General features: G+C 69.5%; 14 protein-coding genes and 2 tRNA genes. 5 read left to right on the forward strand and 11 right to left on the reverse strand.

Going from position 1 to position 13,536, the window contains the following annotated elements:
- Positions 1-271 precede the first annotated feature (271 nt).
- Together OG219_RS16685 and OG219_RS16690 are read left to right on the forward strand one after the other, a co-directional pair.
- Positions 272-1,582 (forward strand): ferric reductase-like transmembrane domain-containing protein, encoded by a 1,311-nt coding sequence (locus OG219_RS16685; RefSeq protein ID WP_266827344.1) that lies wholly within the window; start codon positions 272-274, stop codon positions 1,580-1,582.
- Positions 1,579-3,198: an NADH-quinone oxidoreductase subunit NuoF family protein gene (locus OG219_RS16690; protein WP_266827346.1), complete on the forward strand. Its 1,620-nt coding sequence runs from the start codon at positions 1,579-1,581 to the stop codon at positions 3,196-3,198. Before OG219_RS16685 ends, OG219_RS16690 begins: the two co-directional genes overlap by 4 nt.
- A 49-nt stretch (positions 3,199-3,247) precedes the next feature.
- Here the strand turns inward: OG219_RS16690 and OG219_RS16695 are convergent.
- Positions 3,248-3,320, reverse strand: a tRNA-Ala gene (locus OG219_RS16695).
- 148 nt (positions 3,321-3,468) lie between these two features.
- Between OG219_RS16695 and OG219_RS16700 the strand changes: the two genes are divergently transcribed.
- Complete coding sequence (locus tag OG219_RS16700) at positions 3,469-4,653, forward strand: glycosyltransferase 87 family protein (protein WP_266827348.1); 1,185 nt, start codon at positions 3,469-3,471, stop codon at positions 4,651-4,653.
- On the opposite strand, the gene OG219_RS16705 is transcribed toward OG219_RS16700, so the two are convergent.
- From OG219_RS16705 to OG219_RS16715, 3 genes are all read right to left on the reverse strand, one after another.
- Positions 4,622-4,855, reverse strand: coding sequence for a hypothetical protein (locus OG219_RS16705; RefSeq protein WP_010986886.1), 234 nt, complete (start codon positions 4,853-4,855; stop codon positions 4,622-4,624). The two genes, OG219_RS16700 and OG219_RS16705, sit on opposite strands and share 32 nt — an antisense overlap.
- Before the next feature lie 3 nt (positions 4,856-4,858).
- Positions 4,859-5,032, reverse strand: coding sequence for a hypothetical protein (locus tag OG219_RS16710; protein ID WP_266462448.1), 174 nt, complete (start codon positions 5,030-5,032; stop codon positions 4,859-4,861).
- Between the two features lie 69 nt (positions 5,033-5,101).
- Positions 5,102-6,466 carry an MFS transporter gene (locus tag OG219_RS16715; RefSeq protein ID WP_266836116.1) on the reverse strand — a complete coding sequence of 455 codons (1,365 nt, stop codon included), beginning with the start codon at positions 6,464-6,466 and terminating at the stop codon, positions 5,102-5,104.
- A 224-nt stretch (positions 6,467-6,690) separates the two neighbouring features.
- Between OG219_RS16715 and OG219_RS16720 the strand changes: the two genes are divergently transcribed.
- Positions 6,691-7,548 carry a helix-turn-helix transcriptional regulator gene (locus tag OG219_RS16720; protein WP_266827351.1) on the forward strand — a complete coding sequence of 286 codons (858 nt, stop codon included), beginning with the start codon at positions 6,691-6,693 and terminating at the stop codon, positions 7,546-7,548.
- Between the two features lie 87 nt (positions 7,549-7,635).
- On the opposite strand, the gene OG219_RS16725 is transcribed toward OG219_RS16720, so the two are convergent.
- The 7 genes from OG219_RS16725 to OG219_RS16755 form a co-directional block, all read right to left on the reverse strand.
- Positions 7,636-7,708: transfer RNA gene (locus tag OG219_RS16725), tRNA-Ala, on the reverse strand.
- Between the two features lie 106 nt (positions 7,709-7,814).
- Positions 7,815-8,486, reverse strand: a complete 672-nt coding sequence (locus OG219_RS16730; RefSeq protein WP_266827353.1) for a histidine phosphatase family protein — start codon at positions 8,484-8,486, stop codon at positions 7,815-7,817.
- Positions 8,483-8,926 (reverse strand): ribosome silencing factor, encoded by a 444-nt coding sequence (rsfS, locus tag OG219_RS16735; RefSeq protein WP_266827355.1) that lies wholly within the window; start codon positions 8,924-8,926, stop codon positions 8,483-8,485. The genes OG219_RS16730 and rsfS overlap by 4 nt, the downstream gene beginning before the upstream one ends.
- Before the next feature lie 171 nt (positions 8,927-9,097).
- Positions 9,098-10,879 (reverse strand): LCP family protein, encoded by a 1,782-nt coding sequence (locus tag OG219_RS16740; protein WP_266827357.1) that lies wholly within the window; start codon positions 10,877-10,879, stop codon positions 9,098-9,100.
- Between the two features lie 19 nt (positions 10,880-10,898).
- Positions 10,899-11,546, reverse strand: a complete 648-nt coding sequence (nadD, locus tag OG219_RS16745; RefSeq protein WP_266464280.1) for a nicotinate-nucleotide adenylyltransferase — start codon at positions 11,544-11,546, stop codon at positions 10,899-10,901.
- 204 nt (positions 11,547-11,750) lie between these two features.
- Entirely contained in the window at positions 11,751-11,915 is a 165-nt protein-coding gene (locus OG219_RS16750) for a hypothetical protein (protein ID WP_198655517.1), read from the reverse strand.
- A 200-nt stretch (positions 11,916-12,115) separates the two neighbouring features.
- Positions 12,116-12,274, reverse strand: a complete 159-nt coding sequence (locus tag OG219_RS16755) for a hypothetical protein (RefSeq protein WP_266827360.1) — start codon at positions 12,272-12,274, stop codon at positions 12,116-12,118.
- A 96-nt stretch (positions 12,275-12,370) separates the two neighbouring features.
- Here OG219_RS16755 and OG219_RS16760 point away from each other — a divergent pair, with 96 nt between their 5' ends.
- The gene (locus OG219_RS16760; protein ID WP_266827362.1) at positions 12,371-13,507 is read left to right on the forward strand and encodes a M48 family metallopeptidase; all 1,137 of its coding nucleotides are present in this window, start codon (positions 12,371-12,373) and stop codon (positions 13,505-13,507) included.
- Positions 13,508-13,536 lie beyond the last annotated feature (29 nt).

The raw sequence follows: 13,536 nt of genomic DNA on the forward strand, positions 1-13,536 counted from the left end.
CGGCACGCATGGCGTCAGGGTACCGCAGCCCCCACGCGGGCCGCGACGAGCTTCCGACGCCCCCTAGGCACTGCGTGCCACTCCACCGGATCGTCACAAAAATCTGAACAACGTTCAAATATTACTTCGCGTAACGGACTCTAAGGGACAACACAAGGGCCCCACGGCCCTTAGATAACAACGCAATAACTCAAACGTCGCACTCATAGGTATGGCTCGACTTAGAGTGCGGCTTCGGGACCGCTTCCCCGAACTGTTTGGGAGTAACCCCATGACCCCTCGTCGTAAGAACAGCTCGCTTCCCCAGCCGGGCCGATCGGCTTACGGGGCCCTGACGGCTGCCGCGCTGTTGCTCATACCCGTGGTCGTGCTGGTCGGAGGTGACGGCCTGCGCGACTTCCTCAACTTCGGCGCCGGCGTACTGTCGCTGGTCGCCCTCACCTGCTCCGTGGTGTGGGGAATCGTCGCCACCGACCGGCTGTTCCTCAACACGCGCCAGCGACTCGTCGCGCAGGCCGTGCACAGAACGACCGCCGTGTCCTCGGTCGCCTTCCTCCTGCTCCACGTCTCGGTCAAGCTGGTACTGGACCACACCACAGTGGTCGCCGCCGTGGTCCCCTTCGGACTCGGCGTCACGGGTACCAACGGACTCATCGGCTTCGGCTCCCTGGCCGGCCTGCTCATGATCTTCACGGCCATCACCGGCGCACTGCGCAGCGCATTCGCGTCCCCCGCGCCGGTCGCCGCACGCTGGCGCGCCGTGCACATGCTCGCGTACCCGGCCTGGTGCTCGGCCCTGGTGCACGGCCTGTACGCGGGACGCCCCGCCGCGACCTACGTCACCGTGATGTACAGCCTCTGCCTGGTCTTCGTGGCGGTCGCCCTGGCGCTGCGCTCGTCCTCCGGCCCCCTCAAGCGCGCGATCGCCGAGCGGATCCTCGCGATCATCGGCGAGGACAACCGCACCGGCTCCCGCCTCGCCCGCGAGGATCTCGAGGCATCCCGTGCCGCCGCCTCGGGCGCCTCGCAGCCGGGCTTCGCCCCGCGCCCGCGGCAGTCCCTCGAGGACACGTACGTGCCCCAGCAGCGCATGGCGTCCCCCGCTTCGCCCTACGAGGCCCCGTACGACCCGGCTGCGGCCACCGGAAACAACGGCTTCGCGGCCGCCTACCGCGCGGTCTCGGGCGGCTCGCCCGGCGGAGACGCCCTGGGCCCCGACCAGACCGAGCGCTTCCAGATGCCCATGGACATGCAGCCCACGGAGACGTTCCAGCGCGTCGACAACGGAAGCACCTCGGGCAGTTGGCCGATTCCCTCGCCGCCGCCCGTCGGCGCCGCGCCCCCCTCTGCCTACGACCCGCTCAACGACACGGGATACAACATCCCCGTCTATGACAATTCAGCCGCCAACGCGTACGGCACGAGTGACGTGTACGACACCGGTGAGTCGAACGATGCCTACGGCACGTACAACCCCAACGACACGTACGACAGCGGTCCCACGACTGACGTACTGCCGGGCGCCTTCGACGCACCCGGCTCCGGTGAATCATGGAATGCCCCTTCCGGAGGCTTTAAGTGAACGAGGCCCTGCCCGACGTCCCGGAAGTCCGCGTCGTCGGACTTCCGCAGCTCACGTCGGGTTTCGACCTGGTTGAACGACTCGATCTCCCGATGCACCTCAAGGTGCACGGGCCGCTCGAACCCATGGGCGGCGAGCAACTCGCGGGCCTCGCCGAAGCGATCTCCCTGAAGGGCCGCGGCGGCGCGGGCTTCCCCTTCGCCAAGAAACTGCGTTCCGTGGCGGAATCGGCCATCAAGAAGGGCATCCGCCCCGTGGTGGTCGTCAACGGAAGCGAGGACGAACCCGCCTGCCGCAAGGACACGGTGCTCATCAACCGTGCCCCGCACCTCATCCTGGACGGCGCACTGCTGGCCGCCGAGGCCATGGGCGCCCGCACCCTCGTGATCGGCGTGACCCGTGAGTCCACCCAGCGGTCCATGGAGGCCGCGCTGGCCGAGCGCGGCCTGAGCAACCGGCGCGGATCACCTCTCCGCGCGCGCGTGCAGCGCAATCCGGTGCGCATGGTGACCGGAGCGGCGGCCTCGCTGATCCGTTCCATCGACGGCGGCCCGGCCATCCCGCCCGGCCGCAAGATCAGCGCGTCGCAGACCGGTGTCGGCGGCGCACCTACGCTGCTGTCCAACGCCGAGACGTTCGCCCAGCTGGCCATCGCCGCCCGCATCGGCCCCGACCGCTACCGCAACACCGGCCTGTACGACGAGCCCGGCACCGTGATGCTGACCGTCTCCGGCGCGGTCGCCCGCCCCATGGTGATCGAGGTCCCGACCGGTGTACCGCTGCGGTACGTGCTCCAGCTGGCGGGCGCCCCGCCCATGCCGCAGGGCGTGCTGACCGGCGGATATCACGGCAAGTGGCTGGACGCGGCGACGGTCAACGAGGCGATCGTCTCGCGCAACAACCTGGACGCGGTGGGCGGCGCCCTCGGCGCCGGCGCGATCCTCCCGATCACCCAGCAGACCTGCCCGCTCGGTGAGTCACTGCGAGTGGCACAGTGGCTGGCCGAGGAGAGCGCGGGACAGTGCGGTCCCTGTTACCTCGGTCTGCCCGCCGCGGCGCGCGGCCTGGAGGACATCCTCAACGGCGGCGGCCCGGCCGCACTGGAGGCCGTGAAACAGGTCGCCAAGGCCGTGAAGCGGCGCGGCGCGTGCTCGCACCCGGACGGCTCCGCGATGTTCATCGAGTCGACGCTCAAGGCCTTCACCGACGACCTCGCCGCGCATGTCCTCGGCAACGGCTGCGGAAGGCCCGTGGAGGGCGTTCTGCCGCTCTTCGAGGGCGGCCAGACCCCGACAGGCGTCCCGGGCGGTCAGAACGAGCTTGAGGCGGGTCCCCCCCGCCAGAAGATCTACGTCGACTGGACGCTGTGCCGCGGGCACGGCCTGTGCGCGGACATCCTTCCCGAGGTCTTCGAACTGGGCGCCGACGGCTTTCCCACCGTCGCGCAGGCATCGGTGCCCCGGTACGCGGAGGCGAAGGCCCTGCGCGCCGTACGCCGCTGCCCGGCGCTGGCACTGCGCCTCGAGGAGGACACCAGGTCCTCCGCCCCGGCGCGCAACAACCTGCCCGTGCTCTCCGAGAAGCGCGGCCGCCGGGCGCTCGGCTCCGGCCGCTGAACACGAAGAAGCGGGCCACCCTGATCGGGTGGCCCGCTTTCAACTTCTGTGGAGCTAAGGAGAATTGAACTCCTGACCTCCTGCATGCCATGCAGGCGCTCTACCAACTGAGCTATAGCCCCTTGTGGCCAAGCGGCGAAGCCGCATCCTGACCGTGTCGCCCGGGTTTCCCCGGCGGCGACGCCAACATTACACGCTCCTCAGGGTGCACCACCAAATCGTTTCCGTGCTGTGCGGACAATACGGATATGCGGGATAGTGTCGGCCTTCGTGACCGTGATCGCCGCGCCCCGTGTCCGCCGCCGGGTGCCCGTGGCCCTGGGGGCGTGCCTGCTGTCGTTCGCGGCCTTCTGGTGCGCGCAGCGGGCCGCGCACGTGTCGATGATCGACCTGATGGTGTACCGGGCGGAGGGCGAGACGGTCCGTGCGGGTGGTGACCTCTACGCACTGCGCACGACCGAGGCCCATCTGCCCACCACCTACCCGCCGTTCGCGGCGCTGCTGTTCACACCGCTGACGCTGCTGGACACGGCGAGCATGCGCACCCTGGCAACGGCCGGAAACCTGGCTCTTCTTGTGGTGTTCGTGGCCCTCTCGCTGCGGCTCGTCGGGCACGCGCGCGTGGAACGCGTCTGGTGGGTCTCGGCGGCCGCCGTGTGGTGCGAGCCGGTGTGGACGACGCTGCGGTACGGGCAGATCAATCTGCTGCTCGCCGTGCTGGTGCTGTGGGACCTGTCACAGCGGCCCGGACACCGCTGGGCCGGAGTGGGCATCGGCATCGCGGCGGCGATCAAACTGACGCCGGCGCTCTTCGCGGTGTTCCTCCTGCTCACCGGCGCCGTGGAGTACATGAGACGGGGCTCCGCAGGGCCGTGGTTGCGGCACGCGCGCGGGGCGGCCGTCGCGTTCGCCGGGGCGACGCTGCTGGCGGCGGCCGTCCTGCCGTACGACTCATGGCGCTTCTGGACCCGCATGGTCTTCGAGGCGGGTCGCGTGGGGCTCGTCGAGGACACCGCCAACCAGTCGCTGCGCGGCGTCCTGGCCCGGCTGCTGCACACCACGGAGCCCGGCGCCTGGTGGGCCGTCACAGCGGCTGTGGCGGGCGCGGCGGGCCTCGCTCTAGCCGTGGCCGCGGAACTGCGCGGAGCACGGGCCTGGGCGGTGATCGCCTGTGCGGTGACGGCTCTGTTGGTCAGCCCGGTGTCGTGGTCGCACCACTGGGTGTGGTGCGTACCGATGGTGCTGCTCCTCGCGACGGCCAACCGGACCGCCGCCCTCTGCACCGCGCCGGCCTTCTGCTCGTACGCACTGTGGTGGGTGCCACACGGCCCGGGCCGGCTCGAACTGCACCAGACCGGCACCGAGTTGACCTTGTCGGGCCTCTACGTAGGAGCCGGTTTTGCTTTCCTGGCCCTCGCCGGGCTCAGGCTGTCGCGAACGAATAGAACCGCTTGAGCGTGCAGTGCTCGTCGAGGAGCCGGCCGTAGATCGGCTCGCCCTCCAGTTCGCGGTACGTCTCGATCGGGTCGCCCTTTATGATCAGCGCCCGCGCGCACTCCTCGCACCAGTACTGGTAGTCGTGGTTGACCGGTTCCATGTCGCGGACGATTGGCGTACCACTGCCGCACCAATCGCACTTTCGCCTGTGCGCACCCATCGATCAGCTCCAGCTGTGGCCGCAGGCCGTGCACACGTAGGAGATCCCGCCGTTGTCGCCGAGAACCTGGGCGACATGGACCGATCCGCAGGAAGGGCAGTCAAGGAGAGTTACTTTTCTGCGTGTCTGTGCCGCTTCGAGGAGATCGTCGACCTCCTCGAGGATGCTCGCAGGCATCGCTTCTCCCTCCCGTCGGGCCGCGCCCCCTTCCGGCCGTTTGATTCTGCCACGGCCGGAGCAATACGGTCAGCGACGCCTTCGTACCAGTCCGGACACGGCCCCCAGCGTGGCCGTCCCGGCCAGCGCATACATGCACGCGAGGAGCGCCTCCGCAGAGGTATACGCCCCGGGGCCCCCAAGTGACTCAAGCCGGTTCAAGAAGAGTGTGCCGAAGGCGGCGACACCGATCAGCTGACCGAGCTGGGTGACCGTCGCGAGCAGCCCGCTGGCGTCCGCCGCGTCCTCGGCCCGGACGGTGGCCAGGGCCTTGGTGAGGGTGGGACTGAAACCGAGCGCGAGACCCACGCCCACCCCCGCGAACGCCACGTACAGCCACGGCCCGCCGTCGCCCCCGTCCCGCAGCACACGTCCGGCACCGGCCACGGAGATCGCCGCGAGCGCGAAGCCGCCCGGAATCAGGCCGCGTTGCCAGGACGCGGGCCAGTTGCGCCAGGTCAGACCGACCACGCCGAATACCACCGCGGTCGGCGCGAAGGTGAGCCCCGCGCGCAGGGCGCTGTAGCCGAGACCGCCCTGTATGTGCAGCGTGAGCGTGAAAAGGAAGCCGGCGTTCACAGCCATGACAGCCAGCAGCCGGAAGACCGCGAGGCCGACGCCGGGGTGGCGCAGCACCCTCGGCGCGATCAGCGGCGCCCCGCCGCGCCGGGCGAGGCGGAACTCGTACAGACAGAACAGCCCGAAGCACACCACGGCCGCGCCCAGCGACAGCCAGGACCACAATGGCCAGTCCTCTTCCTGCCCCAGCACGAGCGGCACGGTGAACATCGAGACGGCGGCGGCGAGCAGGACGAGCCCCGGCAGGTCGAGGCCGCGCGAGCGCTCCAGGGCCCGTGCGTCGTCCCGCGGCAGTACGCGCCGGCCGACGGCCAGGAGTACGACGCCCACGGGCACGTTGACCAGGAACACCGGCCGCCAGCCGGTGCCGAACAGGTCCGCGCTGACCAGGACGCCGCCCAGCACCTGCCCGGCCGCGGCACCGGTCGCGAGGACGGCCGCGTACGCGCCGAGCGCCCGGGCCCGCGCCTCGCCGGTGAAGTTGCGCTGGATGAGGCTGAGTACCTGCGGGATCATCACGGCCGACCCGGCACCCTGAATCAGCCGGAAGGCGATCAACTCGCCGGTGCCCTGCGCCAGTCCGCAGGCCAGCGACGCGGCCGTGAACAGGGCGAGCCCGGCCAGATGGACACGGCGGTGGCCGAGCCGGTCGCCCAGCCGCGCTCCGGTGATCAGCAGCACGGCGTACGCGATGGTGTATCCGGCGACCACCAGCTGCAGGCCCGCACCCGACGCGTGGAGTTCGGAACCGATCGTGGGCACCGCGACGTTCACGATGAAGACGTCGAGCAGTGCCATGAACTGGGCCGCGAGCACGACCGCGAGCAGCCGTCCGGGGCGATTGTCAGTGCCAGGGGCTTTACTGGTCACAGGACTTGGACCTGCTGCGGGACCTGGTCCCGAGGGGGTTGTCGTCGTCATGGCACCGAGCCTGACGGCGAGCGGATACGGGTGACGAGAGCCCGCCGATGCTGGTACTGACAGCACCTGGCAGCGGACGGGCCGAGCACGGACGATGGGTGACGGGGGATGTGATGCCGATGAACACGGCACAGCGCCGCAGGCCGGAGCTGGCCGCCTTCCTGCGCGGCAGGCGGGCGCGGGTGACACCCGCCGACGTGGGGATGCCGCCGGGCTTCCGGCGCCGCACGCCTGGGCTGCGCCGCGAAGAGGTCGCACAGCTCTCCGGCGTCGGCGTCACCTGGTACACCTGGCTGGAGCAGGGACGCCCGATCAACGCGTCCGCGCAGGTCCTGGACGCGGTGGCGCGCACACTGCGCCTGGACCAGCCGGAGCGCGAGCATCTGTACCACCTGGCCGAGGTGCCGTACGAGCCGGATCCCCAGACCGCCGCACGAGCCGTGGGCCCGCAGGTGCAGTCCATCCTCGACACCCTCGACCCGCACCCGGCGGTGGTCTACAACTCCCGGTTCGACATCCTCGCCACCAACCCCGCCTACCGCGACGTGTTCTTCGTGCCGGGCGCCCTCAGGACGCGGTCGTACAACGCGCTGTGGACGCTGTTCACGATGCCCGAGCCCGACTGCCCGCTGGTGTTCCGGGACACCGAGCTCCCGGTGATGGTGGCGACACTGCGTTCGTCGTACGGGCTCCATGCCGGCGAACCCGTGTGGGAGGAGTTCATACGCAGGCTGTCGGAGGCCAGCCCTCTCTTCGCCCGGCTTTGGAGCGTCGGCGACGTGGCGCAGCCGGGTTCGCGGGTGAAGACGTTCCGGCACACGGCGGTCGGTGAGATGCGGATGACATCCGTCTCTCTGTCGATCCACGGCATGCCCGAGTGCCGGATCGTGGTCTACCAGCCGGACGACGAGGAGACGCACCTGCGGACGGCCCGGCTCCGCGACTTGAGGGCGGCACCGACAGCTGTCCAGACATAGCTGTCCGGAAATAACGAAAAATCCCGCCCCCTGACGGGAACGGGATCATTCACCACTGATCTTTGACAACTCAAAAGAGTTGATCTGTGGAGCTAAGGAGAATTGAACTCCTGACCTCCTGCATGCCATGCAGGCGCTCTACCAACTGAGCTATAGCCCCGTGTGTTCTTCCCGCCCGGCGGGGCGAACAAGAAGAACTTTAGCCTGCGACCAGCCGGAAAGTGAAATCCGGTCCCGACGGGTCCACGGGACCGGACAGGGGCCGCTCAGTCGTCGTCGCCGAGCACCGGTTCCGGCAGCGTGCCGGCGTTGTGCTCCAGGAGGCGCCAGCCTCGGGCGCCCTCGCCGAGGACCGACCAGCAGCAGTTGGAGAGCCCGCCGAGGCTCTCCCAGTGCTGGGATTCCAGGCCGAGGAGACGGCCGATGGTGGTGCGGATCGTGCCGCCGTGGCTGACGATCACGAGGGTGCCGTCGTCGGGGAGCTTTTCGGCGTGCCGCAGCACCACGGGGGCGGCGCGGTCGGCGACCTCGGTCTCCAGTTCACCTCCACCGCGGCGGACGGGCTCACCGCGCTTCCAGGCGGCGTACTCGTCGCCGTGCCGGGCGATGATCTCGACGTGCGTCAGCCCCTGCCAGACGCCCGCGTAGGTCTCGCGCAGGCCCTCGTCGTGGGTGACGTCGAGACCGGTGAGCGCGGAGAGCTCGGCGGCCGTGTCGGCGGCGCGCTTGAGGTCCGAGGCGACGATCGCGTCGGGCTTCAGCGAGGCGAGCAGCCGAGCGGCTCGGCGGGCCTGGCCGATGCCGGTCTCGGTCAGCTCGACGTTCGTGGTGCCCTGGAAGCGCCGCTCGACGTTCCAGGACGTCTGGCCGTGCCGCCAGAGGATGACGCGGCGGCCCCGGCCGGGCTTCTTCCCGGCCTCGGCGCCCGTGGCGGTCACCGGAGCTCTCCGAGCTCGGCGGCGTCCTCCGCATTCTGGAGCTTGGCGTGCTCGGCGCCCTTGCCTCGGGTGGCCTGGGCGTCGGCGGGCAGGTCCAGCTCCGGGCAGTCCTTCCACAGCCGCTCGAGGGCGTAGAAGACACGCTCCTCGCTGTGCTGCACGTGCACCACGATGTCGACGTAGTCGAGCAGCACCCAGCGGGCCTCGCGGTCGCCCTCGCGGCGCACGGGCTTGGTGCCGAGCTCCTTGTTCAGCCGCTCCTCGATCTCGTCGACGATCGACTTGACCTGGCGGTCGTTGGGGGCGGACGCCAGCAGGAAGGCGTCGGTGATCGAGAGTACGTCGCTGACGTCGTACGCGATGATGTCGTGCGCGAGCTTGTCGGCGGCCGCCTGTGCGGCGGTCTTGATGAGCTCGATGGAGCGGTCCGTGGCGGTCACTACGCGGCTTTCCGTCGTCGGTCAGTAATGAGTCAAGGGTCTCACGGACCGCCGACGACACCCCACGCGTTTCTCCGGCCCTGCCCCGGGCGCCCCGGGACAGGCCGCTGGCCTTCCCCGGGGCGGGCCGTCGACCCGTCCCGGGGGCACGCGCTCTGTCTCGTGTCCCGCCTACGAGGTGGAGGGTTCGTAGTCCTGGCCGAGGACCACGGAGACGTCCGCGTTGGAGGTGACCGTGCCCTTCTTCACCGAGCCGGCGGGCAGGCCCAGGGTCTTGGCGACCTCGGCGGCGTTCTCCTTCTGGGTGGCGTCGGCGTACGTGATCTGGGACACGCTCTGGGTGGTGGCGGCCGTGCCGGAGTCCAGGAAGGTGTAGCCGCCGTTGACCAGGACGACGCGGGCCTCCTCGGTGAAGTCCTTGTCGCCGGTGGCGTTCTTGATGCCGACGCGGACGGCGGCGCCCTCCTCCGGGTTCTTCACGGTGCCTCCGAGCACGTCCTTGACCACGCTGTCGGTGGCCTCGTCGCTCAGGGTGCCGTCCTGCTGCACGGGAAGCAGCGCCGTCTTGTAGTCGCCGCCCTTGGCCTGGTCGGCGAGGGTCGCGAGGAAAGTGCCGAGATCCTTGTCGGTCAGCGACGGGTCGAGGATCTGCGCCAGGGTCTGCACGGTGATCGTCGCGGCCTGCGCGTCGGAGGACAGCTTGCGCAGCACGCCCTGCATGACCTGCCCGAACCGCTCCAGCTGGGCGGTCTGGGACTCGCCGGAGGCCTGGTAGGTGGCGTAGGCGACGGCCATCTTGCCGCTGAGGGACTGGTCCGAGCCCTTCTTCACGAGGGGCGTCGCGCCCTTCTTGTCGGAATCGGGGTCCGGCACATCGGCGTTGGTGTCGATCTCGATGCCGCCGACGAGTTCGACGAGGTTGTTGAGGTACGGGGTGTCGAGACGCCAGGTGCCCTCGATGTCGGTTCCGAGCACCGTGTCGATGGCGTCCAGGGTCCCGGCCGAGCCGTCGTCGTCGACGGACTTGGCGAGCGTGGTCGTGCTGCCGTCGTCGCCCGTCAGGGCAAGGGAGTTGGGCAGCAGGACGCTGGTGCCCTGCTTGGTGGTGGTGTTGTTCACGAGCAGCATCGTGGAGGTGCCGCTGCCACTGGTGTTGTGGAGGTGGACGACGATCACGTCGCGCTTCTGGGCGGCCGCGGACGTGGCGGTGCCGGTTTTGTCGCTCGTCGACGACAGGCCGGGGAGCTTGCCCGCGTACCAGAGGTAGCCGACGCCGCCGGTCGCGACCAGGGCGAGGACCACGACCAGGCCGATGATCCGGCCGCGGGTGCGGCGCCTGGCCTCCTCGCGGCGTTCGGTGCGGTTCTCGGTGAACTTCAGCCAGTCGATGACGTCTTCGGACTCGGCTTCCTGCTCCTCGACGAAGGCGAACTGCTCGGTGCGGTAGTCCCGGTCGGCCCGGGGCTCGCTCTGCTCCGCAGGACCCGCCTGCTGCGGGATGTACGCGGTCTGCTCGGCAACCCGGGGCTGCTGACCGGTACTTGAGGTCTGCCCGGTCCGGCCCGCCTGCCCGGCCTGGCTCGCCCGCCCGGGCTGCCCCGTCTGCCCGTACGGGTCGTACGCCGCCGAGGTCCCGGCGGTCCCGGGTGCGCCGGCGCCGTACGGGTCGTAGGAGCCCTGCGTGTTGTAGGTGGAGGCAGGCGGCTGCTGGCCGGTGTCATGGGACGACAGGGGTTGCTGCTGACCGGTGTCATACGGCGACACAGGCGGCTGCTGGCCCGTCGCGTACGGGTCGTAGCCGTAGCCCTGCGGCTGCTGCTGTCCGTAGGTGTCGTAGCCCTGCTGCTGAGGCTGCTGGGGCGTCACCTGCTGGTACACAGGCTGCCCGAACTCGTCGTAACCGACGAGCTCGTACTGGTCGCCGCCCGCGTACCCGTCGTATCGGTCGTTCACCGGTGCCCCTCTCGGCTCACTAGCCGCGGTACAGCTCTCGCTTGTCGATGTAGCGCACCACACCGTCCGGCACCAGATACCAGACGGGATCGCCCTTGGCGACTCTCGCTCGGCAGTCTGTGGACGAGATGGCGAGCGCGGGTACCTCGACGAGCGAGACACCGCCCTCGGGAAGTCCCGGATCGGTCAGAGTATGGCCGGGCCGGGTGACCCCGATGAAGTGCGCGAGGGAGAACAGCTCTTCCGCGTACCGCCAGGTGAGGATCTGGCCGAGCGCATCGGCGCCGGTGATGAAGAAGAGGTCCGTATCGGGGTTGAGCGCGCGCAGGTCGCGCAGGGTGTCCGTGGTGTAGGTGGGGCCGCCGCGGTCGATGTCGATGCGGCTCACCGAGAACGTGGGGTTCTCCGCGGTAGCGATGACCGTCATCAGGTAGCGGTCCTCGGCCGGGGTGACCTTGCGGTCGGTCTTCTGCCACGGCTGCCCGGTCGGCACGAACACCACCTCGTCGAGGTGGAACTGCGCGGCGACCTCGCTGGCCGCCACGAGGTGCCCGTGGTGGATCGGGTCGAACGTTCCGCCCATGACGCCGAGGCGGCGCTTGCCCGGATTCGAGGGGGCGTTCCCGGGACCGATCGTCAGACGCTTGACCACGCCGGGACTCACCATGCCGGAACCCACCGTGCCAGGACTCGTCGCGTCGGAACCCACCGCGCCACCGGCGATCCCGCCGCTCACAGTGCCGTCGGCCGCGCCGCTCTCCATGTCACCCGCCGGACCGGTAGGCATGTCCTGCTCTCCCATGCGTGCAGACCCTACCGGCCCGGTCTGTGGGCCCTGGTCGACAGGGGTCCCTGACCGTCCCGGTGGGCGTCAGCGGTCCCGGTTGAAACGCGTGGTGATCCACAGCAGCAGCATCAGGATGAAAAAGGCGCCGCCACCGGTGAGGTAGGGACTGAGGCTCTCGTGGTTGCCGCCGTGCTCCTCGCCCTCGGCGGCAAGCGTGACCAACTGTGCGGCGGTGCTGTGGAAGCTCATCTCGGCAGAACCTATCCGGTGTGGGCGGGATAAAGACGTCGGCCCATCGTAAGCGTGGGGCTCGGCCACGATCACGCCGACTCCGCCGTTGGTGACACGCGCGGCTCCGACCGCCGACCGCCGCTCGAAGCAACGTCGGCCGCGAGGACGACGTCAGTCAAGGAGTAGGCCGACAGTCGGCACGCCGGTCGACGAGAACCTCAGTCGTCCCGCTTGTAACCACGCAGCAGGAACCAGGCCACGAGGACGGAGCCCAGCACCATCACGATCAGCACGACGCGGAGCAGATCACCCGCCCCCTGTGTGTCTGCGGCGGCGGCCGCCTCGGTCAGCCGGAGGGCGGCGGGAATGTGCTCCATGGGGATAGCTCCTTACGGTGTGCTGCCCCTTGACGGTATCTCCGCCTACGCTGGAGCCCGCTTCGGGGGCACGGCACTCAGAGCATGGGGGAACACATGTCCGATGACAGCCACGAGCAGAACGGGCACGAGAACGTGCCAAGCAGGCAGCGCAGGCGCTTCGAGGGGATCTCCTCGCGGGCGTACGAACACCCGGCGGACCGCTCGGCCCTGGTGGCCCTGCGCAAGCTCAGCGGCTTCGACACGGTCTTCAAGGTGCTCAGCGGCCTGCTTCCGGAACGCAGCCTGAGGCTGCTGTTCCTGTCCGATTCGGTGCGCGTCTCGGACGCCCAGTTCGCGCACCTCAACGTCATGCTGCGGGACGCCTGTCACATCCTGGACCTGGAGAAGGTCCCGCCGATGTACGTCAACCAGGACCCGCAGCCGAACGCGATGTGCATCGGCCTGGACGAGCCGATCATCGTCGTGACGACCGGACTCGTCGAGCTGCTGGACGAGGAGGAGATGCGGGCCGTCGTCGGGCACGAGGTCGGCCACGCGCTGTCCGGTCACGCCGTCTACCGCACCATCCTGCTCTTCCTGACCAACCTGGCGCTCCGGGTGGCCTGGATCCCGCTGGGCAACATCGCGATCATGGCGATCGTGACCGCGCTGCGCGAGTGGTTCCGCAAGTCGGAGCTGTCGGCCGACCGGGCGGGGCTTCTTGTCGGGCAGGATCTGAAGGCCTCGATGCGCGGCCTGATGAAACTCGCGGGAGGCAATCACCTGCACGAGATGAACGTGGACGCGTTCCTCGCGCAGGCCGAGGAGTACGAGGCCGGGGGCGACCTGCGCGACTCCGTGCTCAAGATCCTCAATACGCTTCCCCGCACGCACCCCTTCACCACCGTGCGCGCCGCCGAGCTGAAGAAGTGGGCCGAGTCCCGCGACTACCAGCGGATCATGGACGGCCACTACCCGAGGCGCAGCGAGGACAAGGACACCTCGGTCTCGGACTCCTTCCGGCAGTCGGCGGCCAGCTACGCCACCGACGTGAAGAACTCCAAGGACCCGCTGATGAAGCTGGTCGGCGACATCGCGGGCGGCGCGGGCGACCTCGGCGGCCGGGTGCGACGCGGCTTCGGCGGCTTCGCGAGCGGCTCACCGAGGGACACGGGGGGCTCGGCCAAGGATGCGCCGCCGAGGGACACCGACGAGACCCCCGACGACGAGAGCCCCAACGGCAACGGGTGATCGACGACCAGCTCAGTAAGGAAGACGCT

It is taken from the genome of Streptomyces sp. NBC_00038 (assembly GCF_026343635.1).
Lineage (GTDB): Bacteria > Actinomycetota > Actinomycetes > Streptomycetales > Streptomycetaceae > Streptomyces.